General features: G+C 59.0%; 20 protein-coding genes, 1 tRNA gene and 1 pseudogene. 17 read left to right on the forward strand and 5 right to left on the reverse strand.

Features of this window, described 5'->3' with window-relative positions; genetic code table 11:
- Positions 1 to 29: 29 nt before the first annotated feature.
- The 5 genes from CGLAMM_RS09235 to nadC all read left to right on the forward strand — a co-directional run bounded on the left by CGLAMM_RS09235 (position 30) and on the right by nadC (position 4,893).
- Positions 30 to 539 (forward strand): NADH-quinone oxidoreductase subunit B family protein, encoded by a 510-nt coding sequence (locus CGLAMM_RS09235; RefSeq protein ID WP_394818490.1) that lies wholly within the window; start codon positions 30 to 32, stop codon positions 537 to 539.
- Positions 536 to 1,399 (forward strand): NUDIX hydrolase, encoded by an 864-nt coding sequence (locus tag CGLAMM_RS09240; protein WP_394818489.1) that lies wholly within the window; start codon positions 536 to 538, stop codon positions 1,397 to 1,399. Before CGLAMM_RS09235 ends, CGLAMM_RS09240 begins: the two co-directional genes overlap by 4 nt.
- Positions 1,400 to 1,548: 149 nt before the next feature.
- Entirely contained in the window at positions 1,549 to 2,535 is a 987-nt protein-coding gene (gene nadA / locus CGLAMM_RS09245; protein ID WP_394818488.1) for a quinolinate synthase NadA, read from the forward strand.
- A 6-nt stretch (positions 2,536 to 2,541) separates the two neighbouring features.
- On the forward strand, positions 2,542 to 4,014 hold the full coding sequence (locus CGLAMM_RS09250; protein WP_394818487.1) for an L-aspartate oxidase: 1,473 nt from the start codon (positions 2,542 to 2,544) through the stop codon (positions 4,012 to 4,014).
- A gap of 18 nt (positions 4,015 to 4,032) precedes the next feature.
- A complete protein-coding gene (gene nadC / locus CGLAMM_RS09255; RefSeq protein ID WP_394818486.1) occupies positions 4,033 to 4,893 on the forward strand; it encodes a carboxylating nicotinate-nucleotide diphosphorylase in 861 nt (286 codons plus the stop codon).
- 27 nt (positions 4,894 to 4,920) lie between these two features.
- Here nadC and CGLAMM_RS09260 read toward each other — a convergent pair whose 3' ends face one another.
- Positions 4,921 to 6,390, reverse strand: a complete 1,470-nt coding sequence (locus CGLAMM_RS09260) for a mannitol dehydrogenase family protein (protein WP_418115621.1) — start codon at positions 6,388 to 6,390, stop codon at positions 4,921 to 4,923.
- Positions 6,391 to 6,520: 130 nt separating this feature from the next.
- Between CGLAMM_RS09260 and CGLAMM_RS09265 the strand changes: the two genes are divergently transcribed.
- The 7 genes from CGLAMM_RS09265 to CGLAMM_RS09295 all read left to right on the forward strand — a co-directional run bounded on the left by CGLAMM_RS09265 (position 6,521) and on the right by CGLAMM_RS09295 (position 13,254).
- Positions 6,521 to 7,735 (forward strand): TIGR03862 family flavoprotein, encoded by a 1,215-nt coding sequence (locus CGLAMM_RS09265; RefSeq protein ID WP_394818480.1) that lies wholly within the window; start codon positions 6,521 to 6,523, stop codon positions 7,733 to 7,735.
- Positions 7,736 to 7,750: 15 nt separating this feature from the next.
- Positions 7,751 to 9,217 carry a helicase HerA domain-containing protein gene (locus tag CGLAMM_RS09270; RefSeq protein WP_394818481.1) on the forward strand — a complete coding sequence of 489 codons (1,467 nt, stop codon included), beginning with the start codon at positions 7,751 to 7,753 and terminating at the stop codon, positions 9,215 to 9,217.
- 51 nt (positions 9,218 to 9,268) lie between these two features.
- Complete coding sequence (locus CGLAMM_RS09275) at positions 9,269 to 9,466, forward strand: hypothetical protein (RefSeq protein ID WP_394818482.1); 198 nt, start codon at positions 9,269 to 9,271, stop codon at positions 9,464 to 9,466.
- A gap of 451 nt (positions 9,467 to 9,917) precedes the next feature.
- Complete coding sequence (locus CGLAMM_RS09280; protein ID WP_394820225.1) at positions 9,918 to 10,685, forward strand: SDR family NAD(P)-dependent oxidoreductase; 768 nt, start codon at positions 9,918 to 9,920, stop codon at positions 10,683 to 10,685.
- 255 nt (positions 10,686 to 10,940) lie between these two features.
- Positions 10,941 to 11,894 (forward strand): alpha/beta hydrolase, encoded by a 954-nt coding sequence (locus CGLAMM_RS09285; protein WP_394820226.1) that lies wholly within the window; start codon positions 10,941 to 10,943, stop codon positions 11,892 to 11,894.
- A 204-nt stretch (positions 11,895 to 12,098) separates the two neighbouring features.
- Complete coding sequence (locus CGLAMM_RS09290; protein WP_394820227.1) at positions 12,099 to 12,347, forward strand: hypothetical protein; 249 nt, start codon at positions 12,099 to 12,101, stop codon at positions 12,345 to 12,347.
- Positions 12,348 to 12,360: 13 nt separating this feature from the next.
- Positions 12,361 to 13,254: a LysR family transcriptional regulator gene (locus CGLAMM_RS09295; RefSeq protein WP_394820228.1), complete on the forward strand. Its 894-nt coding sequence runs from the start codon at positions 12,361 to 12,363 to the stop codon at positions 13,252 to 13,254.
- A gap of 590 nt (positions 13,255 to 13,844) precedes the next feature.
- On the opposite strand, the gene CGLAMM_RS09300 is transcribed toward CGLAMM_RS09295, so the two are convergent.
- Positions 13,845 to 13,921 (reverse strand) — tRNA-Arg (locus CGLAMM_RS09300).
- Between the two features lie 211 nt (positions 13,922 to 14,132).
- On the opposite strand from CGLAMM_RS09300, the gene polA reads away from it, so the two are divergent.
- The 3 genes from polA to CGLAMM_RS09315 all read left to right on the forward strand — a co-directional run bounded on the left by polA (position 14,133) and on the right by CGLAMM_RS09315 (position 19,170).
- Positions 14,133 to 16,907 carry a DNA polymerase I gene (polA, locus tag CGLAMM_RS09305; RefSeq protein WP_394820229.1) on the forward strand — a complete coding sequence of 925 codons (2,775 nt, stop codon included), beginning with the start codon at positions 14,133 to 14,135 and terminating at the stop codon, positions 16,905 to 16,907.
- Between the two features lie 5 nt (positions 16,908 to 16,912).
- Positions 16,913 to 18,607, forward strand: coding sequence for an ABC transporter substrate-binding protein (locus CGLAMM_RS09310; RefSeq protein ID WP_394820230.1), 1,695 nt, complete (start codon positions 16,913 to 16,915; stop codon positions 18,605 to 18,607).
- Between the two features lie 188 nt (positions 18,608 to 18,795).
- Entirely contained in the window at positions 18,796 to 19,170 is a 375-nt protein-coding gene (locus CGLAMM_RS09315; protein WP_394820231.1) for a hypothetical protein, read from the forward strand.
- A 52-nt stretch (positions 19,171 to 19,222) separates the two neighbouring features.
- Here the strand turns inward: CGLAMM_RS09315 and purD are convergent, their stop codons facing one another.
- The gene (purD, locus tag CGLAMM_RS09320) at positions 19,223 to 20,479 is read right to left on the reverse strand and encodes a phosphoribosylamine--glycine ligase (RefSeq protein ID WP_394820232.1); all 1,257 of its coding nucleotides are present in this window, start codon (positions 20,477 to 20,479) and stop codon (positions 19,223 to 19,225) included.
- Positions 20,480 to 20,536: 57 nt separating this feature from the next.
- On the opposite strand from purD, the pseudogene xseA reads away from it, so the two are divergent.
- Together xseA and CGLAMM_RS09330 are read left to right on the forward strand one after the other, a co-directional pair.
- Positions 20,537 to 21,969 (forward strand): annotated as a pseudogene (xseA, locus tag CGLAMM_RS09325) (exodeoxyribonuclease VII large subunit).
- Positions 21,966 to 22,277, forward strand: coding sequence for a hypothetical protein (locus CGLAMM_RS09330; protein ID WP_394820234.1), 312 nt, complete (start codon positions 21,966 to 21,968; stop codon positions 22,275 to 22,277). The pseudogene xseA and the gene CGLAMM_RS09330 overlap by 4 nt, the downstream one beginning before the upstream one ends.
- Before the next feature lie 263 nt (positions 22,278 to 22,540).
- Here the strand turns inward: CGLAMM_RS09330 and CGLAMM_RS09335 are convergent, their stop codons facing one another.
- Together CGLAMM_RS09335 and CGLAMM_RS09340 are read right to left on the reverse strand one after the other, a co-directional pair.
- Positions 22,541 to 22,900, reverse strand: coding sequence for a hypothetical protein (locus tag CGLAMM_RS09335; RefSeq protein WP_418115622.1), 360 nt, complete (start codon positions 22,898 to 22,900; stop codon positions 22,541 to 22,543).
- Complete coding sequence (locus tag CGLAMM_RS09340) at positions 22,897 to 25,206, reverse strand: Rne/Rng family ribonuclease (RefSeq protein WP_418115623.1); 2,310 nt, start codon at positions 25,204 to 25,206, stop codon at positions 22,897 to 22,899. The genes CGLAMM_RS09335 and CGLAMM_RS09340 overlap by 4 nt, the downstream gene beginning before the upstream one ends.
- Positions 25,207 to 25,362 lie beyond the last annotated feature (156 nt).

Here is a 25,362-nt window from a genome sequence, read left to right on the forward strand (position 1 = left end):
ATCTTCCGCCTCAATCAGAGGGATGTCATATGCTAATCCTCCGCGCGATTATCGAGGCTCATTTTCTGCGGAATAGGCCACGCTCAGGACGACAGGTCCCGCCTCTCGCGTTATTCCATGCGCAGGGGGGTGGTTGTGACCTTTGCACCGGCAATCTTAATCGCCTGCAATCCGCCGCGTGGGAGGACCTGTCATATGGATTGCGCTTCGTCCAGACACCTTATGAGGCCGAAATCATGGTCCTGACCGGCTCCCTGACGCGCGTAGCCTTTGAAGATATCCAGAATATATGGCAGGTGATGCCCGCGCCAAAGGGCGTCATATCCATCGGCAACTGCGCCATCGGAGAAAGCGATTTCGCGGGTCTCTATGCGGTGATCAGAGGCGGGATGGCGCCTCACCTGAAGCAGCCCGTCAAGCTCAATAGTGTCATCAAAGGTTGTCCCCCCTCCCTTGATCAGATTGCTGACGGATTAACCGATATGTGTCGCGATGCGGTTACCCCCCGCCAGGCCCGCCCCGCGGAAGCCACGCCATGAACGCGGAGTTGATCGCGGTCGTGCTTGCCGTGCATGACGACACCCCGATGGTGCGCACTTTGGAGGAGGGGCGGAGCCTGCCCTCCGGTCCGTTAAGGACAACCCATGCGTCCCTGCAGAAAGGTGTGCGCGACTGGGTGGAGCAGAAGACGGGCTTCCACCTTGGCCATGTTGAGCAGCTTTACACGTTCGTTGATCCTCCCTGCACGGATGGCACGCGCGTGACGCGTATTTCCTACATGGCGCTGACACGCGTCGGCGCGGATACGGAGAGGTGGAAAAGCTGGTACGATTACCTTCCGTGGGAAGATCGCAAAACCACAGCATCATTGCCGATGGTAGCTGTGCTGGAGGAAAAGCTGCTGAGTTGGGCGGGGAATGATCATCTGCGACAGCAGCGCTGCGCCTTCAATTTCGGTCTGGACGGCATGGCCTGGGACGATGAACTCGTCCTGCAACGTTATGAACTGATGTGGGAGGCAGGCCTGGTGCCTGAAGCACCGCACTTTGTCGGCGGAGTCAATTTCGGGCGCAGTATGACAAGCAATTCCCGTCGTATCCTCGCCACATCGATCGCGCGGCTTCGCGCCAAAATCAAATATCGTCCGCTTGTTTTTGAGCTTCTACCCGAGATTTTTACGTTATGGGAGCTTCAACGCACGGTGGAGGCGATTGCAGGGCGGGCGGTGCATAAGCAGAATTTCCGGCGTTTAATCCTGCACCAAAATCTTGTCGAGAAAACGACCGGACTTTCCTCGTCGAGTAAAGGCCGCCCGGCACAGCTCTTCCGCTTCAGGCGGGAACTCGTTGGGTCCCGGCGTTTCATGGGGTCGAAATTGCCTCTGGTCAAATCATCCTGAAGAGCCTCGCTGAAACGTGTCACCGCGCGCATCGTGAGACCTGGGGAAATGCGCCTTGACTTTCCGGCGGCGCGACCGATATTTTTGAATATCTTCTTTTTTTGGCAATGTTTATGCTCAAATAGAGCATAAATCGGGGGATGTTGCTGATGGTGATAGGTGGGGAAGCATTGGTTTCGCGGGATGCGCTTTACGCGCCGATGGCGCGCCTGATGACGCGTGATGCCTGGGAAGCCCACTTTGCAGACGATATCGAAGCCATCCTCGCGCTGAAAAAAGAGCGTAATGCCGTGATACTGGCACATAACTACCAGACGCCGGAAATCTTTCACGGCGTCTCCGATATCCGGGGCGATAGTCTTGCTCTGGCGCGTGAGGCGGAAAATACGGCGGCGTCCGTCATCGTTATGGCTGGCGTGCACTTCATGGCAGAAACCGCCAAACTCATGAATATGGACAAAACAGTCCTGATCCCGGATGAAGCAGCGGGTTGTTCTCTCGCCGAGTCCATCACCGCGGCCGATGTGCGCGCCCTCAAAGCAGCGCATCCCGGCGTGCCGGTGGTGACCTACGTCAATAGTTCTGTCGCCGTGAAGGCGGAGACCGATATTTGCTGCACATCAGGCAATGCGCGGCGCGTGGTTGAAAGTCTCGGCGTGCCGGAGGTTATCATGATCCCCGATGAATTTCTGGCGCAGAATATTCAGAATGAAACCGGTATCCGCATGATCACCTGGCCGGGACATTGTGAAGTGCATGAGCGCTTCACACCGGGCGAAATCCGTCAATATCGCCGCCTGCATCCGGGCGTGACGGTTCTGGCCCACCCGGAATGCCCGCCAGACGTCGTGGCTGAGGCGGATTATGCGGGTTCAACGGCGGGCATGATTGATTATGTCAGGCGATCCGGTGCGGGCAAGGTGCTGCTGGTGACGGAATGCTCAATGAGTGACAATCTTGCCGTCATGCACCCGGAAGTCGCGTTTGTACGCCCCTGTAACCTCTGCCCGCATATGAAGCGCATCACTTTAGCATCGATCCGCAAATCTCTTGAGACGATGGGGGCGGAGGTCACTATACCGCCCGAGATCGCAGCGCGCGCGCGTCAGGCTGTGGCGCGGATGCTGGCCGTCTAGACGCTGATGTTAAAAAAGCCGGAGAGTCGTCTGCACGGTCAACCTGTCATTATCGGCAGCGGCATTGCCGGGCTTATGACGGCGCTGATGATACGGCGGCCCTGCATCATCCTCTCTCCCGGCGCGCCTGCAGAGACCACGTCCAGTTACCTGGCGCAAGGCGGCATGGCCGCAGCGATCGGGCCGGACGACTCGCTGGAACAGCATATCGCCGACACCATCGCCGCCGGTGCTGGATTATGTGACCCGGAAGCCGTGCGCGCAATCCTGACTGACACGCAGGCGGTCGTCGCAGCGTTGGAGCGCTTCGGCGTATCCTTTACCCGCCGATACGATGGGACTTACTATTTTCATCGTGAGGCTGCGCATAGCCGGGCGCGTATCCTGCATGCGCAGGGGGACGGGTCAGGCCGGGCCATGATGGAAGCCCTCATGGCGGCGGCGGCCAGAAGCCCGGACATCACATTTCTGCACGGCCGACGCCTGACGGATATCGCGACCCAAGACGGGCATGTCGCCGGGTTGTGGCTGGAAGACGGCACGTATCTCCCGACCACCCAATGTATTTTGGCGAGTGGCGGAGCGAGTGGTTTATTCCCGGTTTCCACCAATCCGCGTGGCCATGATGGCGGGCCGATTGCGATGGCGCTGCGCATCGGCGCGCGGGTGATGGATCTCGAATTCACGCAGTTTCACCCCACAGCACTCGCGATCGGTGCGGTTGCGGGCCGCCACTTTCTTATCAGCGAGGCCGTGCGCGGTGCAGGGGCTGTATTGGTCAATGAAAAAGGGGGGGCTTTCACGGACCCTTTGCAGCCGCGGGATATCGTGGCCCGGGCGGTGGCGGCGCAGGAAGGCGAGGGCCACAAAGTTTATCTGGATGCACGCGGCTTGTTCCCGGACGGGTTCGGGCGTCATTACCCGACCATTTATCGCCTTTGTCGCCAAAACCATATTGACCCGGATCGGGAACGCATCCCCGTCACCCCCGCCGCCCATTATCTCATGGGAGGCTTGCAGACGGATCTGACCGGTCGCACGCATATTGGCGGCCTCTGGGCCTGCGGTGAGGTCGCCGCGACAGGGCTGCATGGGGCGAACCGCCTGGCGAGCAATTCCCTTGTGGAAGCCTGTGTCATGGCGTCCCGTGTCGGGCGTGCCTTGCAGGATATGACGCTGTCCCCATCGAAACGTGGCGCGCCAAGACCGCCCCCCGTCAGGCGATGTGCGGCGGATGTCAGGGCGGTTATGGGGCAGCATCTTGGTTTGCTGCGCGATGGTCGTGGGCTTGCGGCGGCTCACCGGGTTTTTTCAGCCGATATGGCGCATGATGATCACGCACTGATCGGCGCGGCCATGGCATATGCTGCCTTTAACCGGAAGGAAAGTCGCGGCAGTCATTACCGGGTCGATGCGCAGCCAGCGACGCCCCCGCGACACAGCGTCCTGACAATTGACGATCTGAAACGAACCGCCTGAGAAATGAGGAAATGCGCGATGTGGCCACGTCACTTACCTGATCTGGAATGGAGGCCGATCATTGAGGCGGCATTGCGGGAAGATCTCGGCATTGGCGGCGACGTGACTTCGCAATTGGTGATCGACCCTTCGGCTTCAGTGCGCGCGGTTTTCCGCGCCCGTAAAGCGGGTGTTCTGGCCGGGCTGCCTGCGGCGCGACTTGCTTTCTCCTGCCTTGATCCGCAATTGCATTTCACAGCGATGAAGCAGGATGGGGACAGGCTGCATCCCGGCGATGTCATTGCCGAAGTCTCCGGCAATGCGCGCTCAATATTGGCGGCAGAGCGCACGGCTTTAAATCTGCTCTCTCATCTGAGCGGGATCGCATCCGTAACCCGTCAGATCGTTGATAAGGTCGCCAGGTTCGGGACACGCGTCACCTGCACGCGCAAGACACTGCCGGGCCTGCGCGCGCTTCAGAAATACGCGGTTTCAATGGGGGGCGGCCATAATCATCGCTATCGTCTCGATGATGCGGTGATGATCAAGGATAACCACATCGCGATTGCGGGCGGTATTGCCTCCGCCCTGACGATGGCGCGCCGCCATCTCGGCCATATGATGAAAATCTCACTTGAAGTGGATTCACTGGAGCAGTTGGAGGCAGCGATCGTGGCGGGCGGGGCGGATATTTATCTTCTCGATAATATGTCGCCGGAGTTGCTGCGCCGCGCGGTGAAACGTGTCGCGCGCACGGCCATTACGGAAGCTTCAGGCGGTATCACGCCGGAAACCGCCGCTTCCGTGGCGGCAACAGGGGTGGACGTGATTTCACTCGGTTGGCTGACGCATAGTGTGACGGCGCTCGATATCGGTCTTGATATTGACAGCGCATCCTGACGTGAAGCGGATCATTTCTCAGCGTTTTCAACCATCCAGAAGGCGTTCCAGCGCCTTCAATGTCCCCTGGCGCCCGATACGCTCCTCCCATCGACGGATCTCCGACACAATGGAGGGGCGCTGATGCAGATTGAAATGCTGAAACACGGAGAGTGACAGGGCGTCACGGCGGCTGGTTTCACGCTCCGTGTCGGGCATTTGCGGCTCAAACGGCTCGAAGTCCTGTCCGTCATCCGTGACGCCGCGCAGATATCTGATGAAACAGGCCAGGACGAAGACCATCCGCGTCACATCGCCATCTTCCTCCACAACATGATTAAATGTCGGGGCGAGAAAAGTGGCAAGTTTGCTCCACCCGTCACCCGTGATGCGCGGCAGGCGGTCAATAATATGGGGGTTGCTGAAACGTTTGATGATCGTGGCCCGATAAATATCGAGATCCATGCCTTTCGGGGCGGGAAGCGTGGGCGCGACGTCCCGGCGGAGAAAAATATCCACCAGCTCCCGGATCATCGGGTTTGTTATGGCGTCCCGAACATTATTGAAACCCGCGAGCTGACCCGGATAAGCGAGGACAGAATGCGCAGCGTTGAGCATGCGCACCTTCATGAGTTCAAACGGCCCCACATCCTCGACGAATTGCACGCCGACTTCCTCCAGGTAGGGGCGGCCATTCACGAAGCGATCCTCGATGACCCATTGTGCGAAATCTTCTGAAATAACGGGCAGCGCATCCTGAATGCCGCTTGCCTCATCAATCGGCAACGCATCTTCCTTGAGGACAGCCGGGGTGATGCGATCAACCATCGCATTGGGGAATGTCACGTTTTCCTCGATCCATGCGGCCAGTTCCGGGTCAAGCGCTTCGGCATGGGCCATGACGGCCTGATGAGTGATGCGGCCGTTATGGCGGAGATTATCGCATGACATGACGGTAAAGGGCGCGATGCCGCGGGCGCGGCGTAATCTGAGCGCTGCAACGATAAAGCCGAAGGCGGAGTGCGGATGGTCCGGATCTGCCAGTTCCGCCTGTGTCGCGGGATGATCGATCTGGTAACGGCCCGTGCCCGGCTCCTGATTATAACCGCCTTCCGTGATCGTCATGGAGACGATCCTGATTTCCGGCGCGGCCATTCTCTCAAGCACCGCACGCCTGTCGTCGGGCGCAAAGAGATAGGACACGATGGAACCGATAATCTGATGCGTCTCAGAGCCGTCATTTTTATAGCGCGTCAGCGTATAGAGATTATCCTGCGCCGCAAAAACATCGCGTTTGAGGCGTTCATTTTCATCATCCAGCAGGCCGACGCCACAAATACCCCAGTGGGTATTGCCGGAATGATTGAGAAGCTGGTCAATATACCAGGCCTGATGAGCGCGATGGAAATTACCGACGCTGAGATGGACAATGCCCGCCCGCACCTGGCTGCGATCGTAATTAAAGAGGTTTTTACCGGAGGGAAGCGCCGAGAGTGCGCGCTGATTGAGCGGGATCATGAACAATGTCCTTGCATGCAGATGTGATGTCCTGCACTTCTTTCGGTCCGTTGAATCGAAGCAGTCCTATAAGGGGGATGCAAGCGAAACTTAAGATGATCCAGGAAAGTTTACCGATGCGCAGAACCCGATGACAAAAGGATTTAACCCGGAAATCGCCGTCATCGGTGCGGGGCCTGCGGGGTTGATGGCGGCCGATTTTCTCTCCAAAAAAAAATTTCATGTCACCATCTATGAGCAGAAGCCGAATGCGGGACGTAAATTTCTGCTTGCCGGTCGGAGTGGCCTTAATCTGACCCATGCAGGGGGGCTGGACCACTTCCTGAAGCAATACGGTGACGGCGCGGCGTGGTTGCGTCCGGCGCTGGAAAGTTTCACGCCGGATGACGTCATTCATTTCGCGGAAAATCTGGGTCAGGCGTGCTTCACCGGGACGAGCGGTAAAATATTTCCCGTCGGGCTGAAAGCCACCCAACTTCTCCGCGCGTGGCTGCGGCGCCTGCGTGAGCGGGGCGTGGCGTTTCAATATCGCACACACTGGTGCGGTTTTGGTGATGGCGGCACTATTTTATTCGCGCATGAAGGCGCCGTCGCGGCGCAGAAACCGGATGCCGTCCTCCTTGCCCTGGGTGGCGCATCATGGCCGCGCACCGGGTCAGACGGGGCGTGGACGCGTTATTTCCAGCCCGACATGCTGAACCCGTTTGCACCCGCCAATTGCGGTTTCCGCGCCGCCTTGTCCCCTGCATTTTTCTCAAAGCATGAGGGTGCGGTGCTGAAGAGTGTCACGGCGCATTTTGAGGGACGGAAAAGCCGGGGTGATATCACCGTCACGAAAAACGGGTTGGAAGGCGCACCGATTTATGCGCTCTCAGCCCCTTTGCGCCAGCGGATCACCTCGCAGGGTGCGGCAGAACTCCGCATTGATCTGCGACCGATCATGTCGATGGATCAGTCGCGAGAGAATGTGGCTCGGTTGCGTCCACGGGAATCACAATCGAACCATCTTCGCCGTCTCGGACTCTCACCCGTGGCGCGCGGCCTTTTTCAGGAAGCCTGGTTTGATCATCGTGACGGGTTGGATCTCGCAACCGCCCTGCACAATGTGCCCGTGAGGCTTGAGCAACCGGCGGACATGGCGCGCGCTATTTCTGTGGCGGGGGGCGTGCGGCAGGCGGCGGTTGATTCCGGCTTTATGCTCCGTCAGAGACCGGGGGTTTTCGTCGCGGGGGAAATGCTGGATTGGGAGGCGCCGACCGGTGGTTACCTCTTGCAGGCCTGCTTCTCCACCGGTTATCTCGCCGCTTTATCCGTTGAGAAATGGCTGACTCGACATGCGGGCTGAGGTATCGATGCGTTTATGAATGCGGCAATCTCCCTGGGGCAGGGCCAGGATGGACACGATGTCCTGCTCAACCTGCCGGAACTTCTTGCGACGCGCCTGTTGGTGCAGGGCAATTCCGGTTCAGGCAAGTCCCATCTTCTGCGTCGCCTGCTTGAGCAAACCGCCACAACCGTGCAACAGGTCGTGATCGACCCGGAAGGCGATTTTATTGCCTTGGCGGAACGCTATGGCCACCTGATCGTCGATGCGGCGGATCAAAGCGACACCACCTTGCGCGCTGCGGGTGAGCGGGCGCGCATCCATCGCGCCTCCGTTATTCTGACGCTGGAGAGTCTCGATGCGGAGCGGCAGCTTCGCGCTGTCGCGGCTTTTCTGACGGGGATGTTTGAGGTGGCGCGCAGTCACTGGTATCCGGTGCTGGTCATCGTCGATGAGGCGCAGCTTTTTGCCCCGGCCGCCGGCGGCGACACGTCGGATGAAGCCCGTCGCCTTTCCCTTAATGCCATGACAAACCTGATGTGCCGTGGGCGCAAGCGTGGCCTTGCCGGTGTCATCGCAACCCAGCGCCTTGCCAAACTCGCCAAGAATGTCGCGGCGGAAGCCTCAAACTTCCTTATGGGCCGCACATTTCTGGATATTGATATGGTGCGGGCCGCCGATCTGCTGGGGATGGAGAAACGTCTGGCAGAGGGGTTTCGCGACCTCGCGCGCGGGCAGTTTATGGCATTGGGGCCTGCTTTAAGCCGCCGCCCTCTCAAGGTGATGATCGGCGCGGTTGAAACGCGCAGCATGGCGGCCGGGCCGGAATTATTGCCGTTTGAGGCAATGCGGGGTGAGGATCTGCGCGATATCATCCTTGAGCCGGTGGCCAGCTTCACCGCCCCGCCACCGCGTGAGCCCCGACCGCCACCGCCGGACCTCCTTAAACAATTGGAGGCCTACACGGCCGAGCGGCAGAAACCCTCAGATAATGCGCCCGGGCAGGCGGCGGCCCTGATGGAGGAGGCCAGTCCGGAGGATGTATGGAAGATGGTCGAGGCCGTCCATTTTGAGAGCGAAGCGGCGTCGCGGCCGCTTCCCGCTCTGTTTCAGGATTTCCAACTCCGGGCGCGCATCAGCCAGGTTGATGTGACGCCAATCGGGCCGGAGAGCTTTCGCCTCATCCTGGGTGGCATCCGTGCCGGGGTGGATTATGCCTATGCGCAGGGGGCGATCTGGGCCGAGGCTGTCAAGATCGCGGCGGCCCTGCCTGAGGATGTGCAGGGGGTCGGCCTTCTGCTCGCTTTTGCGGCGCAGCAAACCGCACCCTGCCCGAATGACGCCGCGATTGCGGCCGCCTACGGCACATTTTCCCTCGGGCGCGCCCGGCGGCAATTGACCTATTTGCAGGAGCAGCACGTTATCGTGGTGCAGGAGAGTAATCGGGGCCGCCGCGTCGCCTTTATCGGGACGGAATGGCAGACAGACTGGGCCCCGGCCTGAGCCCTCCTGACGCTTGTAAGCCGATATGAGTGCACTGGGGGAGGCCGCTTGATGACGAATGATGAACTCGTTGTGATCCGCCAGATCAATGGCGACGACGCCGTGTATGACGCCCATCTCTCTGGTTACGATGTGATCGTGCCGGTGCAAATTCACCATCACGGTCCGCATCACGCCATCAAGCACCACATGAAGGAGATCTTCTTCTCCGCGGCGCTTATCATCGATATGACGGTGAAGGCCGCGTGAGGATGGGGGGGGAAATTTTCGCACATGCGCGGTCGCCTGAAAACGGCCTGAAACGGCACGGCTTCTGAGGCGTGTAACGCATCCCACGCGTCGGCCCGTATAACGGCAAATCAGGCTCCGAAGCCGATGCGCTTTTCTCGACCGGGCGACCGATCTCCGGCGGTGCTGGAGGGTTGCAGCGGGTAGCAACAGCACATAGGCCAAGCCACCTCCGCGGAATAATCATCTGCATCACGAGATAATCGAACCGGCGTTCCCCGTCGGGCCCGCATAGATTGCTGGTCATCATGAGTTATATTCACAAATTGATTGGGCGGCCGCGCTGTTTCGCGCCAGACATTCATGAGAATAATTCATATCCGTAAGCAAATTACCGACACTAATCATCACGCGCCCGGAGCCCTACCTTGTAGAGACTGTGCGAAAGCCCCGATCTGGAGGAAGGGTCACGATGATGACGGCAAAATTCAACTATGGCGGTAAGGTCGCCTTCATTACTGGCGCCGGCACCGGGATCGGACGCGCAGCCGCTCTTGCATTCGCGAGAGCAGGCGCGAACGTCGCGATCGTCGGCCTTAACGACGACAGCAACAAGGAAACTCTCAAGCTGGTCGAGGCGGCCAACGGCCGCGCCATTGCGCTGCTGGCCGACGTCGCCAATGAGACAGAAGTAGAGGCCGCTATTAACAGGACGGTCGAGATTTTCGGTCGTTTGGATTTCGCTTTCAATAATGCGGGCGTCGAGCAACCAGGCATGTTGTTCGGTGAACTTAACAATGACGAGTGGCGCCGACAGATCGCAGTCAATCTCGGCGGCGTCTACTTCTGCATGAAGCACCAGATCGGGCAGATGCTGAAACAGGGCGGCGGCGTGATCATCAATACTGGCTCGGGTGCCGCCGCGAAAGGTTTCCCCAGGCAGGCCGCATATTGCGCCGCGAAGTTTGGCGTCGTCGGCCTCAGTAAGGGGGTTGCACTTGATTATGCCGACAGGAACATCCGTGTGAACGTCGTGTCGCCCGGTATCATTGCGACGCCGATGATGGATCGCTTCTCCGGCGGCACAGAGGAAGGTCGCAGGAAGGTCATCGCCCAGGAACCAATCGGCCGAATGGGGCGACCCGAAGAGATCGCTGGCACGGTCCTGTGGCTCTGCTCGGATGTTGCGGCCTTCACCACGGGAGCGAACATCATCGTCGATGGCGGCCAGACGACCTGAAGCCGCCCGGGCGCGATTCACGAATCAAGCGCGACGCCGCAAATGACGCAGGCGACCTGATCGCGGGGCTGAGTCCGCCCATATCGATCGAAAAAGGAGACGGACATGAGTGGACAAAGTGAACTCCGGATCAACACCGAACAAGGGGCGGTTGAGGATCCCGGGCGGCGAAACCTCCTCAGGTTATCCGGCGTAAGTGCGGCCGCCCTGGGCGCCGCATCGTTACTGCCAACGCCTAATGCAGAGGCTCACACCATGACAAATGACTGGGATAAGGTGTTTCCCCGAAGCGCCAACGTCGACCATCAAAAAATCTCTTTCAAAAACCGCTATGGCATCACCCTGGCTGGTGATCTCTATCTCCCCAAAAACCGCGCCAACGGTCGCCTGGCGGCGCTGGCGGTCGGCGGGCCATTTGGGGCGGTCAAAGAGCAATCGTCCGGCCTTTACGCGCAGACCATGGCGGAGCGCGGTTTCGTCACCCTGGCCTTCGATCCGTCTTACACCGGGGAAAGTGGCGGGGCACCCCGCAATGTTGCCTCACCCGATATCAACACTGAGGATTTCATGGCGGCCATCGACTCTCTCGGCCTGCACGACGCGGTCGACCGCGAACGGATCGGCGTCATCGGCATCTGCGGCTGGGGCGGGATGGCGTTGAGCGCTGCGGCGGTGGATAAGCGCGTCAAGGCCGTCGTCGCCAGCACCATGTACGACATGACCCGGGTTATGTCGAAGGGCTATAATGACAGCATGACGCTTGAACAGCGTACGCAGACCCTCGAACAATTGAGCCGGCAGCGCTGGACAGATGCGGAGCGCGGCACCCCTAACTATCAGCCGCGCTACAACGTCGAGCGCAAGGGCGAGCCGTTCATGATCGACTACCACGACTACTATATGACGCCGCGCGGTTATCACCCGCGCGCTGTCAATTCCGGCAATGCCTGGACGATTACAACGCCTCTGCCTTTTAATAATCTTCCCATCCTGACCTGCATTTCGGAGATTTCGCCGCGCCCGGTCTTGTTCGTTCACGGTGAGAAGGCCCACTCGCTGTACTTCGCCCAAACCGCCTATGCGGCTGCAGCGGAACCGAAGGAGCTGATGATCATCGCCGGCGCCAGTCACACCGATCTCTACGACAAAATGGATGTGATACCGTTTGACAGGCTGCAATCGTTCTTCAACCAGCACCTTGCCGCGTGAAGCGAGCAGGAACTGACACCTATAGCTCATGGAAGATAAATAGAGACCGGGGGACAAGGGCATGTTCAAGTCGTTTCGCGGCGACGCCGTCATCGAACCTGGATTGGCTGAACCTGTCATGGCTCAAGATCATATGCGCATCCTATCTGACTGGGGCGAGGTGGCTGCCGATCTCGTCGACAATCAGGCCGCACGATCGCTCGGATGCTGCTGCTCACCGTCGAACTAAGCGACCATCTCCGACAGGAGAAGACGCGCAATCTTCTTGCCCCGCTGCCAGGGATCATCATGTTCGGGAGGATATCCGGTGACATGGCAATTCTCGACCGTCTGGGCGCCATCACAATGCCCATCGAAGCTGCCGACTGTCCGCCATCCGGACGGTCGGTCGATGCGCCATCGAATAGCTGTATTTTCCCGCTTTCAGCTTTATTATCGGAAGCAGAAGCGTGAAAAGGAATTATGAGTGCACCGCCAGAACGTTAACGACATGCTTGCTTTTCTGGCCGTCGGACGAGAGCGCAGCTTCACCAGGGCAGCTGCGCGGTTCGGGATTTCTCAGTCGGCCTTGAGCCATACGATCCGTCAGCTCGAGGCTCGCCTGGGCGTGCGCCTGCTCACGCGCACCACGCGGGCGGTCGCACCGACAGAGGCTGGTGAGAGGCTGCTGGACAGGATCGGCCCGCACTTTGACCAGATCGAGATTGAGATCGATGCTCTGAACGCGTTGCGCGAAACTTTGGCAGGGACAATCAGAATCAACGCGTCGGACTACGCCATCAGCAGCGTGCTTTGGCCGAAACTCAAGATGTTTCTTCCGAAGTATCCCGACATCAGGATCGAACTTCTGCTCGATAATGGTCTGACTGACATTGTCTCCGAACGCTTTGACGCGGGCGTTCGGATGGGCGAGCAACTCGCGAAAGATATGATATCCGCTCGTATCGGGCCCGATATTCGTTTCGCGGTCGTCGCCACTGAAGCGTATTTCTCGCGTCGCACCATCCCGGAACGACCTCAGGATCTGACGCAGCACAACTGCATAAATTATCGGTTTCCCACGTCAGGCGGGCTTTATGTCTGGGAGTTCGAAGAGCGGGGTCGCGAGATCAAAGTTAAAGTTGATGGCCAACTCGTCTTCAACAACATCTTTCATGTCCTCGATGCTGCACGCGCCGGCCATGGAGTAGCTTACGTTCCTGAGGAAATCGCGATTCCTCATATAGAAGAGGGTTGTCTCCGGCGCGTTCTGGAGGATTGGTGTCCTTATTGGGACGGCTATCACCTCTATTACCCGAGCCGCCGCCAATCATCGCCCGCCTTCGTGACGTTCGTCGAGGCGATGCGCCACCGCGGATGACCACGGCCATCTAGTTGGTCCTACCTGACGGTGCCTGAAATGCGACCCTTCACCATCTGCCGCATAGGGACCGTCGGCAAAAGCGAGCTTGACGGTCTATCGACTGAGGTTGTGTTTCACCGAAACATCGCCGATTTTTGCGAGCGAGCGCTCATCCGTGAGAGTCGCAGCCCGCCGCGGCTTCCCGGTGAGGGACGGATCCCCACCCGCCTGGATCTCGTTTTTTTTAAGCGTGCACCGCGTCGCGTGCGGCCGCCAATGAGACGTCAGGGTAGCTGCCGATGGCGAGACGCTTCGCAATTCCTGCCCAGCGGTATTACAGATACCAGAACCGCGCTCCTGTGGTTCTAACACCGAGATACAGGGCGCCAGCGTCTGAAACGCGATATCGCTTCCCTTTTGCGGCTCACTTCCTACTTTTTATATCCGTTAACACGTGACCCCCACCCTTTTTTCGTTGCCCCCAAATTTGCCCCCAAATTCGTGCGCTTGCATGATAAGGGGTGAGAAGCCATGAGAAGAGTTTATGGCGGGAAACCGGGTAAAATCAAGGGTCGTGAGTGGGGATGAGAAGCCGTGATAACGGTTATTGGCGGACCCGAAAGGATTCGAACCTTCGACCTTCGCCTTCGGAGGGCGACGCTCTATCCAGCTGAGCTACGGGTCCATCGGGATGTTGCATAGCCAATTTCCCGCCCCGACGCCAGAGCCATGCCGTAAAAACTTGCGTCCGCCGCCATGAAGGCCCGATCCGTCGGCTAAACGCCGCTTTCTTGCATAAGAATCCGCTTTCCGGCAGGATCGGAACGCGGCCAGGCCCGTTTTAAAAAGCGTCACAGATTGAGCCTGCATAGACTGAGAGACAGGGTGTCACATTGATGGAACAAGAAAAACACCTCATTCTGGTCGATGGGTCGGGCTTTATCTTCCGGGCTTTTCATGCCCTGCCACCGATGCACAGCCCGGATGGCACGCCCGTCAATGCGGTTTACGGTTTTACCAATATGCTCTCCCGCCTGATGCGTGAGCATGTCGGCACACATCTGGCCGTTATTTTTGATGCCGGGCGGCAGACTTTCCGCAATGACATCTACCCCGCTTATAAAGCCCATCGTCCTCCCGCCCCGGAGGATCTTGTCCCGCAATTTGCTCTGATCCGGGAGGCGACAAAGGCCTTCAATGTGCCGTCCATCGAATTACCGGGCTGGGAGGCGGATGATCTCATTGCCTCTTATGCTGAAGTTATCGCGCGTGAAGGCGGTCGGTGCACGATTGTTTCATCAGATAAGGATCTGATGCAGCTCGTGACGGAAAAAGTGCAGATGCTTGACCCCATCAAGCAGCGCCCGATCGGGGTGGAAGAGGTCCATACAAAATTCGGCGTGCCGCCGGAACGCGTTGTGGATGTGCAGGCTTTAATGGGAGATTCAACCGATAATGTGCCGGGCGTGCCAGGTATCGGGCCTAAAGGTGCCGCCCAGCTTGTCGCTGAATTCGGCAGTCTGGAAGATGTGCTGACGGCCGCACCGGGGATGAAACCTTCTAAGCGCCGGGATGCGCTGATCGAACATGCGGAGAATGCGCGCCTTTCCCTCAAACTGGTGACACTGGCACGCGATGTCGCGCTGCCGGAACCGATTGAGGCGTTGGGCTGCCGCGACCCTTCGGGGGAAATATTGGGTGGTTTTCTGGCGCAGATGGGTTTCAATTCCATCAGCCAGCGCCTCGGACTGCGCCATGTTGCGCGACCGACCCCGTTGCCAGCCGCGCTGGATGGCGACGCCGCAACGCATGGCGCGTCAACCCCACCGGCCTCACCCGCGAAGCAGCCGGATTTCGGCCCGTATGAAACGGTCACAACAACCACGCAACTTGAAAGCTGGGTGCAGCGCATCAAGGCTGGGGGTTATGTGGCTGTCGATACGGAGACGGATAGTCTCCAGCCCCGCCGGGCGACGCTGATCGGCATTTCTCTGGCGGTGCGTGCAGGGGAGGCGGCTTATATTCCGTTAGGCCATCAGGGTGATCTTGAAAATCTGGTGCCGCCTCAACTTGAGACGGCGCAGGTTCTCGCCGCGCTGACGCCGATCTTCCATGATGATGCGATCCTAAAGATTTTCCAGAATGCGAAATATGATCTCCTCGTTTTCCAGAATGCCGGGGTGACGGGTATCGCGCCCATTGATGACACAATGCTGCTTTCCTATGCCCAATCGGCGGGGGCGCATGGTCACGGGATGGATGAATTATCCCTCCTCCATCTGGGACATCGCCCGATCACTTATGATGAGGTGACGGGCACGGGGCGGCAGCGCCTTCCATTTGCGCGCGTTCCTGTCGATAAGGCGACGTCCTACGCGGCGGAAGACGCGGATGTAACATTCAGATTATGGCTGAAACTCAAGGCGATGCTGGTGCAGACTCGCGCCGTGCGCATTTATGAGACGATGGAGCGGCCACTCATCCCGGTCCTTCAGAATATGGAATGGGCCGGCATCAAGATTGATGTCGCCGAGCTTCAACGACTCTCTACTGATTTTGCCGCGCGCATGAAGGTGATGGAAGCGGAGATCCATCAACTGGTGGGGCGGGACTTCAATATCGGTTCGCCCAAGCAATTGGGAGAAATTCTTTTCGATGAAATGAATCTCTCGGGCGGCAAACGCACCAAAGCGGGGGCCTGGGGCACGGACTCGTCTGTCTTGCAGGAACTGGCGGATCAGGGTCATGCACTGCCCGAACATATCCTCGCCTGGCGGCAACTCGCCAAACTGAAATCGACTTACACGGACGCGCTTCTGGAACAGCGGGACATGAAGACGGCGCGCGTGCACACCTCCTACCATATGGCCGGCACGACAACGGGTCGCCTTTCTTCAAATGATCCGAACCTTCAGAATATTCCGATCCGCACCGAAGAAGGGGCGCGCATCCGCCACGCTTTCATCGCGGAAAAAGGGCGCAAACTCGTTTCAGCGGATTACTCCCAGATTGAACTCCGCCTCCTCGCCGCAGTGGCCGATATCCCAACCCTCCGGGAGGCTTTCGCGCTGGGACAGGATATTCACGCCCGCACGGCCTCGGAAGTTTTTAATACACCTCTTGAAGGCATGGACCCTCTGACCCGTCGCAGGGCGAAGGCGATCAATTTCGGGATTATTTACGGTATCAGCGCTTTCGGCCTGGCCCGCCAGCTTGGCATCCCGCAAAATGAGGCGCGGCATTATATCGCGACGTATTTTGAGCGTTATCCGGGCATTAAAACCTATATGGACCGCACAAAAGAGGAAGCGCGGGAGAAAGGCTATGTTGAGACGCCATTTGGTCGGCGCTGTTACGTCCCCGGCATTACTGAAAAAAATGGCGCGCGTCGCGCTTATGCCGAACGTCAGGCCATTAATGCGCCCTTACAGGGCGGCGCGGCGGACATCATCAAAATGGCCATGATCTCGGTGGATCGCCAGCTGAGAGACAATGATTTTGATGCCCAGCTTCTCCTGCAAGTGCATGATGAGCTTGTCTTTGAAGTGGCTGCTGAAAAAGCGGAGGCATTGGCGGGCTTCCTCCGCGAGACGATGAGCAGCGTTGCCGATATCGGGGTGAAACTGGTCGTTGAGACCGGCATTGGCGATAATTGGGCTGAGGCGCATTGACCGGTTTGGGATGCGCTGTTTGGGGGCTGGGGTCCTCGTTCCGGCGGTTCTTCACGGTCCTGACCGGCCTTATCCTGACGCTTTTCCTCGCAATGCAAGCCGCTTTGGCGCAGGGTGTGGCGGATGACAGCGTAAAGCGGGGGCAACCGCATCGTGGCGGCACGCTACGCGTCACGATGGCGTCACCCAGTGAGACGCTGGACCCACAAATCACTTATTCCAGCGCCTATCTTCAGATTTTCGTTTCCGTCTATGACGGGCTTCTGGCCTATCGCCGCGCTTCGAGCAAAGAAGGGCTGGAAATCGTGCCGGACATCGCGGAGGCCCTGCCCACGGTGAGTCCCGATGGGCTGACCTGGCGTTTCCGCATTCATGACCACATATTTTTCTCTAATGGCGCGGCGCTGACGACCGATGACGTGGTCGCATCCATGCGGCGTCTCTTCCGCGTTGGCAGCCCGACAGCGGATTCATTTTACCGCAATATCATGGGGGCTGAAAAATGCCTGCAACATGCTGCGCAATGCCGTCTCGAAGGCGTCACAGGTGATGTGAAAAGCCGAGTCGTCACCTTCCGTCTGCGACAGCCCGATCCGGAATTCGCGCAGAAACTGGCCTTCAGCCACGCCGTGATTCTTCCCCGAGATGTAACAGGGCGGGATAGCGGCGCTTCACCTCTGCCCGGCACCGGCCCTTATCATATCACCAAATATGACCCGTCAACGGGGATGCGCCTCGAGCGCAATCCCTTCTTCCGCCCGTGGTCGCCATTGGCGCAACCTGATGGGTACGTCGACCATATCCAGATTGATTTCGGCCTGACGGATGAAGCTGCCGTGACGGCGGTGGAGCGGGGACAATATGATGTCATGCTGGGTGAAAAACCGCAGGATCGTTACAGTGAACTGGGAGATCGCTACGCGCGTCAAATCCATCTGCAACCGCTCCTGGGGTATTATTACCTCGTCTTGAATGTGCGGGAGCCGCCTTTCACGTCGATTAAAGTCCGTCAGGCACTGAATCAGGCGATTGACCGCCGGGCCGTCGCCATTTTGTATGGGGGTGAAGCGGTGGCGACGCCTTTATGCGACCTCATCCCCGATGGCATGCGCAAGCGGCCATCGGATTGCGCCGCGCGGGCGCACCAACGGCCGGATCTGGCCAAGGCGCGGCGAGTTATAAGGGAGACACCTTTTGCGGGTGCAGCGGTGACCCTCGTCGTGCGCAATAATGCGGTGGATACGAATATCGGCCTTTATGTGAGGGACCTTTTGGAGAAACTGAGCTTCAAAGCTTCCATCCGCACCCTCGCGCCAGCCAGTCTCAGCAGTTATATCGGCAATTCGGACCATCACGTCGCCATCGCTTTAACGACCTGGTACGCTGATTACCCATCCCCCTCGGTGTTTCTTTATGATCTCCTCGGATGCGAAAACATCCATCCGGGGCTTGATATCTCGACCAATGCGTCGGGTTATTGTGAGCCCGTTCTGGAACGCCTCATGAAGCAGGCTATGACGACTCAGGACAAGGCGGAAGCGGCACAATTCTGGGAGGAAGCGAACGTGATGGCAATGCGTGCAGCGCCTCTCATCCCGCTCATCCAGCCGCGCTATATCGATTTCACATCCGCCCGACTTGGCCATTATCGTTACTCATTGCTGAACCATCTCATCCTGTCAGAGGTCTGGGTAAGGTAGGCCAGTTTAAGGCGCGACCACACCGCGGCGATGGCGGCAGGATAAGGGAGGAAGGCGACGATGGCGGTGTGGCGATCACGTTAAATTGCACTCTTTAAATGCAAAAATTCATCTCGGCAGCGTTAAAGACATGTTACAAATCGCCAGAATATATCTGTGAAAATGTTACATTATGAGAGATACGTGACATGCCGCATCAAATGATGGTTGCCGTTTTCGATACAGCCCGCCATGCACGTGCGGCCCTGCTGCAACTGGTTGAGGCCGACATCCCTGCTCATTCCATCCATCATCTGCGCCGTAATCCTGTCTTACGACGCATGGCGCGCGGGAGCGACCTTTCCCGGACGCAGCGCCGCCGCACCGTCACGCGTGGGGCGTTGATTACAATTGACCTGACGCATATCGTCCCCGACAGGGCCCGGAAAATCCTTGCGGCGCATCACCCCTTTGATGTCCGAATCATCCAGCAGGACGTCGCGACAAGCACGCCGCCCGATCAACAATATGAGCCGAGCGACTTCAATGACGTCGTCGAAATGACGGAGTTTTATTCAAGGTGACGCACGGTGGAATTGTCATGACCCCGAAGCGGGCTCTGCGGCCCGGGCAGCGTCAACGACCGATATCGCGCCGGTAAAATCCGTCATCCCATTTGATGGCGCCGACAGCTTCATAGCCACGGGTTAAAGCATCATTAAGGTCATCTCCAATCGCGGCGACCGCGAGGACGCGCCCACCCTCCGCGACGAGGTGGCCACCTTTCATTGACGTGCCTGCATGGAAGACTTTGACGCCTTCCAGCGCATTCGCCGCCTCTATTCCCTCAATCACACCGCCTTTCTTCGGCGCGGCAGGATAACCCTGCGCGGCGATCACGATGGATATGGCGATTTTGTCGCTGAAGCGAATAGGTAGGTCCCCGATCGCACCTTTGGCCAGCCCGGCGAGGATCGGCAATAAATCGCTCTCGAGACGGAGGAGAAGGGCCTCGGCCTCCGGGTCACCGAAGCGCACATTATATTCGATCAGTTTCGGCCCGGCATCTGTCAGCATCAGCCCCGCAAAAATAACGCCTTTAAAAGGCGTGCCGCGACGTTGCATCTCAGCCAGCATCGGACGCACTGTGAGGTCAAGTGCGGCTTCCTGCGCGGCCGCGTCAAAATCCGGCGGGGGGGAAACGGCGCCCATCCCCCCTGTGTTCGGCCCGGTATCATTTTCACCGACGCGCTTATGGTCCCTCGCCGCGCCGATGAGGACAGCCTCCGTCCCGTCACAGAAAGCAAAAAGGGAGACTTCCTCACCGGATAGGCATTCCTCCACAACAATGCTGCTTCCGGCGGACCCGAAATCACCGCGGGTCAACATCGTGTCGACGGCTTTCTGTGCCTCCTCCACCGTTTGGGCGACGATCACGCCTTTCCCGGCGGCGAGACCATCCGCTTTGACAACGATTGGCGCGCCCCGCCGCTGGATGAAGGCATGCGCGGCCTCAGCCGTGTCAAATCGCTCCCACCGCGCCGTCGGAATATTGGCAGCGTCAGCAATCTCTTTGGTGAAGGCTTTGCTGCCCTCCAAAGTTGCGGCGGCCTGGGTTGGCCCGGCACAGGCAATGCCAGCGGCGTCACACGCATCTGTCAGCCCGGCCACAAGCGGCGCTTCCGGCCCCGGCACGACGAGGTCAATTTTCTCTGCCTTCGCGAAACGGACGAGAGCCGCAATATCGGTCACGTCGATATTGATGCAGGTGCCGAGTTCAGCCATGCCGGGATTGCCCGGTGCCATAAAAAGGGCCGAAAGCAGGGGAGATTTGCGTAGACACCAAGCCAGAGCATGTTCCCGGCCACCGGCGCCAACGAGGAGAACCCGCATAAAAATCCTTGCGAAACGAGGTTTGTTTTAAACGCCTCCTAGCATAGAATGCGGCATATGAGTGAGAGCGAAGCGCAAATTTCCGACAACGTACCGCAATATTCGGTCTCCGAACTCTCAGGCGCGATCAAACAGGCGCTGGAATCCCGCTTCGGGCGTGTCAAGGTGCGTGGTGAGGTGACGGAACTCAAGCGTTACCCGTCCGGGCATATTTACCTGTCCCTCAAGGATGAAGGCGGCAAGATCGCGGCCGTTATCTGGCGCGGCGTGGCCGGGCGGCTGGATTTAACGCCCGAGAACGGGATGGACGTCGTCGCGACCGGGCGCGTGTCCGCTTATGGTGAGCGCTCCAGCTATCAATTGATGATCGATCAATTGAGCTTTGCCGGGGAGGGCGCGCTTCTGGCGCGGATTGAGCAGATCCGCGTCAAATTATTGCAGGAGGGGTTGTTTGACCCTGAACGCAAAAAGCCACTGCCTTATTTTCCGGCGCGCATCGGGGTGATCACCTCATCGCAGGGCGCTGTGCTGCATGATATCTGCACCACGATTGAGCGCCGTTTCCCACGAGATGTGCTGATCTGGCCGGTGGCGGTGCAGGGGCAGGGCGCGGTGGAACAGATACTCGCCGCGCTTGCGGGGATTGTGGCGGCGCAGCCGGATATTGTGATCCTCGCGCGGGGCGGTGGCTCGCTGGAAGATCTCATGGCGTTTAATGATGAGCGCGTGGTGCGGGCTGTCGCCGCTTTTCCGCTGCCTCTCATTTCTGCCATCGGGCATGAGACAGACACCACGCTGGTGGATTATGCTGCTGATCGCCGTGCCCCGACACCGACGGCCGCGGCGGAAATGGCTGTGCCGCAGCGTAGTGAGATGCTGGCGGACTTGGCCCACCGCGCCGCGCGCCTGCTCAGCGCCGGAAACCTCGTGCTGCAACGTGCGGCGGCGCGCCGTGACCGCGCGGCAAGCTTCATGCCGGACCTCCCGGCTTTGCTGGAAACCTCCCGTTTGAGGCTGGATGATCGGACGCAGCGCCTCAGTTTCGCTTTACCCTCCTTCGTGCAGAAATTGCGCGCACGGCATGACAGGGTTCAGTCGCTTTTGACGTCGCCACAGTCATCCATCGCGGCACGGCGTCAGACCGTTTATGAGGCGCAGGGACGCTTGCGGGATTGCCTCAATCTGGCGGTTTTCAAAGCGCGGCGTGGCTTTGTTGCCCTCCCGGACCAGACACGGATTATTCAGGCGTCACTCGTCCTGAAGCGTTCCGTCTTTAATGGGGTGTCGCGTCAGCTTGAGGCTGTGTCCCCCACGCTGTACTGGCGCGCGGTTACGTATTGGTGCAGGATGGCGCAGGTCGGCCCGTGACTTCCGCCCATGGTCAGCCACGAGGGGGTGCCGTCACCCTGACTTTCGCGGATGGTGAGCGAAAGGGCCGTATCGAGCCCGATGCAGGTCGCGCAATGCCGCAAGGAGATCTCGGATTATGACATGCCCCCTGATGTTACGCCGTGCACTTCTCGCGCTTTTACTTCTTCCGGCTTTATCTGCCTGTGGCGGGGCGCCGCAACATCCGTCACCCCGGGCGCAGACGTCAAAGCCGTTTTTTACCAATGACGTCTCGGCCCCCCTCAATACGCCGCTTTGCGGCATTGCCGCGCAGGAGGCCAATGCGATGGAGAGCGCGAGCTACTCCTCGCCCCTCCGAACCGGCAATCGCTGCGTGCAGAATGCCTGTTTTTCTCCATTAACGGGATCATTTATTGCCGCCTCAGGCTACCGAAGTGTTTGCCGCTGATGGCGCGGTAACAGGGTCGGGCTCGGATGAGGGACGCGCCTCACAGCTTTCCGAGCTTACGACAAGAAACGGGTCGGCTTGAAAGGCATGGAACTGTCCAGACATTCTCCCGGCTTCCTTCCATGAGGGATGACGTCCTCATGCCAGCCTGAAATTCGGGCAGCCGCGCAGAAGCGCCTGACCGTATTTCCGCGTCAGCAACCGGTTTAGAAAAACAGGATCAGTTGCGCCAAAAGGGAAGGGGCGCGACGGCCCCTTCCTGATTATCGGCTCCACCAGCCCTTACGGCGGGGCGCTGGCTTGGCGTCGCCATCATTTGCGGCTGACGCTTCCGCGATCACCTGTTCATCCTTTTGGTCGGTTGACGCCGCGTCCGCTTTGCGGGTCGATGTGCGGCGGCGTGTGCGCGGTTTGGCGGGCGCCTCATCGCCTTGCACAGCGACATCCGGCTCAGCCTCCGCGCTTTTGACGCGTCGCGTCGCGCGGCGGCGTGGCGCTGGGCGCGGCGTTGCCTCTGAGAGGGCATCGGGCGCGGCTGCGTGGTCCGATGTTTCAGCTTGGACCGGCGGCGCATCCTGTGACGCCGCAATTGCGGGCGGCGGGGCGTCTGTCGCCTCAGTCACGGGTGAGGGGGTGTCGCTCCGGCGACCACGTCCACGGCGTAACCCACGACGCGGCCCACGGCGTCCTTCCGGCTTCTCCGCACTGACGGGGGCGGGGGCGGTACTTCCGCTTCCTGCACCGGCGGCGACACGTCCATGATGACGGGTGACTCTTCAATCATATCGAAAATATCGAATGAGGCCCCGGCAAAGGGATCAGCCGGTGTCGGGCGGCTGCGCCAGTGATCACCCTGGTCATCGCCACGGCGCGCATGTGGCACCACCTGCTGCTTCTGGCGCGCAGCGACTTCCTGAGGTTCCGTGATTTCAATCTGGCGCACGACGCGTGGGCCGCGATGGGGCGTGGCTTCTTCTGCCGCATGACGTTCCGCCCCGTCATCCTCCGCGTCATCTGAAGCTGATGAAGCGTCGGAAGATTCCTCATTCCGGCGTCCACCACGGCGGCGGCGGCGGCGACGGCGACGGCCTGTCTCCGCATTTTCTCCATCACCCGCACTTTGCGGGGCGTCCGGCGTAGAATGTGCGTCATCCTGGTGCGGGGCGGCATCCTCGTGCAGGTCATCGTCCCGTTTCACCGTCCCACGCGTCGCCGGGGCCGCTTCTCGATTATGTGGTGGGGCCTCATGCATGCGCACGCGCTCGATCCGCATATCCGCCGCGAATAATGTATCATCGGCGACAAATTTAACGCTCATAGCGTGACGCTGCTCGATCTCTCCCAACCATTGACGCTTCTGGTTGAGGATATAAAGCGCAACATCTGAGGAAACATGGACAGAAATTTCAGCGGCGCGTTGGCGCAACCCTTCCTCATCAATTGTGCGGAGCACCTGCAGGGCCGCGCTTTCTGTCCCGCGTATATAACCCGTGCCTTTACAATGAGAGCATGGGGTGAGGACGGCTTCCGCGATAGAGGCACGCAGACGCTGGCGCGACATCTCAAGCAGGCCGAAATGGGAGATCTGGCCGATCTGGATGCGTGCCCGGTCCGATTTAAGCGCTTCCTTGAGTCGCTTCTCGACCATGGCGTTATGACGACGACTTTCCATATCAATAAAGTCGATCACGACAAGGCCGGCAAGGTCACGCAGGCGCAATTGACGCGCTACTTCCTCCGCCGCTTCAAGATTGGTGCGGAGGGCCGTATCCTCGATATTCCGCTGCCCCGTGGAACGCCCTGAATTCACGTCAATGGAGACCAGAGCTTCCGTCTGGTTGATGACGATGTAGCCGCCGGACTTCAGCGTTGCTGTCGGGGAGAAAATCGCGTCAAGATGTCCTTCGACGCGATTACGGGCGAAGAGGCTCTGGCCGTTATTGCGCCATAACTTCACGAGATGCGCATTATGCGGCATGAGGTTGCGCATAAATTCCCGTGCGCTTTTCCAGCCTGATTCACCGTCAACGAGAATTTCGGTGATGTCCTTGCTGAAAAGGTCACGTATGGCGCGCTTGATCAGATTGGCTTCCTCATAAACCAGGGAAGGCGCGATGGAGGAAAGGGTGCGGTCCCGGATATGATCCCATAATTGCAGAAGATATTCGCAATCGCGGGTGATTTCCGCCTCAGGGCGCTGCGCCCCGGCTGTGCGGACGATCATGGCCATGCTGCGCGGGAGGTCCAGCTCCGCGATGATGTCGCGCAAGCGGCGCCGGTCATTTTCGGAAGTGATTTTTCGTGAGACGCCACCGCCACGCAGGGCGTTCGGCATCAGGACGCAATAACGGCCCGGCAGTGAGACATAGGTTGTCAGGGCTGCACCCTTATTGCCACGTTCTTCCTTAACCACCTGGACGAGGATGATCTGCCGCCGGCGGATCACCTCCTGAATGCGGTAATTCCGCAGGAAGCGCGCCATACGACGGGCGGAATTGCTTTCCTCACCTGTATCATTTTCACCGCCGACGATTTCCGGCGGGGGTTGGTCCTCACCGTCATCCTCAGCGTCACTGACCTCGTCACCTTCCGGGATATTGTCCTCGACCGGCGGTTCAATGATTTCAGGCTGGTCCTCAATATCGGCATTCTGGAGCGCCAGAAGCTCTTCACGGTCCGCGACCGGGATCTGAAAATAATCCGGATGAATTTCGCTGAAAGCGAGGAAACCATGGCGATTCCCGCCATAATCGACAAAGGCCGCCTGAAGGCTCGGCTCTATCCGGATGACTTTGGCGAGATAGATATTGCCTTTTATCTGCTTCCGCGCCGATGTCTCAACATCGTAATCCTCAAGGCGATCGCCGTCCATGACGACGACCCGCGTCTCTTCCGCGTGGGTCGTGTCGATCAGCATACGTTTTTGCATTAATGTATAAACTCCGATCAGCCGAAGCTGATATTATGGCAGGCCTGGCCAACACAGACGGGGCGCAGGCGATGGGTGATAAAAACCTCTCCGGAGCCATACGAGCAAGGACGTGCGCCTTGACCGTGACGGGGCGTCGCGACATGTCCAGCATCG

Source organism: Sorlinia euscelidii (assembly GCF_036452135.1).
In the GTDB taxonomy this organism is placed as follows: domain Bacteria; phylum Pseudomonadota; class Alphaproteobacteria; order Acetobacterales; family Acetobacteraceae; genus Sorlinia; species Sorlinia euscelidii.

Coding starts and splice junctions, on each gene's coding strand:
- CGLAMM_RS09340 (WP_418115623.1), bottom strand. CDS start 25,206: ATGCAAAAACGTATGCTGATCGACACGACCCACGCGGAAGAGACGCGG.
- CGLAMM_RS09250 (WP_394818487.1), top strand. CDS start 2,542: ATGTTAAAAAAGCCGGAGAGTCGTCTGCACGGTCAACCTGTCATTATC.
- CGLAMM_RS09240 (WP_394818489.1), top strand. CDS start 536: ATGAACGCGGAGTTGATCGCGGTCGTGCTTGCCGTGCATGACGACACC.
- CGLAMM_RS09235 (WP_394818490.1), top strand. CDS start 30: ATGCTAATCCTCCGCGCGATTATCGAGGCTCATTTTCTGCGGAATAGG.
- CGLAMM_RS09270 (WP_394818481.1), top strand. CDS start 7,751: ATGAATGCGGCAATCTCCCTGGGGCAGGGCCAGGATGGACACGATGTC.
- CGLAMM_RS09290 (WP_394820227.1), top strand. CDS start 12,099: ATGCTGCTGCTCACCGTCGAACTAAGCGACCATCTCCGACAGGAGAAG.
- CGLAMM_RS09280 (WP_394820225.1), top strand. CDS start 9,918: ATGATGACGGCAAAATTCAACTATGGCGGTAAGGTCGCCTTCATTACT.
- CGLAMM_RS09260 (WP_418115621.1), bottom strand. CDS start 6,390: ATGATCCCGCTCAATCAGCGCGCACTCTCGGCGCTTCCCTCCGGTAAA.
- CGLAMM_RS09315 (WP_394820231.1), top strand. CDS start 18,796: ATGCCGCATCAAATGATGGTTGCCGTTTTCGATACAGCCCGCCATGCA.
- CGLAMM_RS09285 (WP_394820226.1), top strand. CDS start 10,941: ATGACAAATGACTGGGATAAGGTGTTTCCCCGAAGCGCCAACGTCGAC.
- CGLAMM_RS09275 (WP_394818482.1), top strand. CDS start 9,269: ATGACGAATGATGAACTCGTTGTGATCCGCCAGATCAATGGCGACGAC.
- CGLAMM_RS09330 (WP_394820234.1), top strand. CDS start 21,966: ATGACATGCCCCCTGATGTTACGCCGTGCACTTCTCGCGCTTTTACTT.
- nadA (WP_394818488.1), top strand. CDS start 1,549: ATGGTGATAGGTGGGGAAGCATTGGTTTCGCGGGATGCGCTTTACGCG.
- nadC (WP_394818486.1), top strand. CDS start 4,033: ATGTGGCCACGTCACTTACCTGATCTGGAATGGAGGCCGATCATTGAG.
- purD (WP_394820232.1), bottom strand. CDS start 20,479: ATGCGGGTTCTCCTCGTTGGCGCCGGTGGCCGGGAACATGCTCTGGCT.
- CGLAMM_RS09265 (WP_394818480.1), top strand. CDS start 6,521: ATGACAAAAGGATTTAACCCGGAAATCGCCGTCATCGGTGCGGGGCCT.
- polA (WP_394820229.1), top strand. CDS start 14,133: ATGGAACAAGAAAAACACCTCATTCTGGTCGATGGGTCGGGCTTTATC.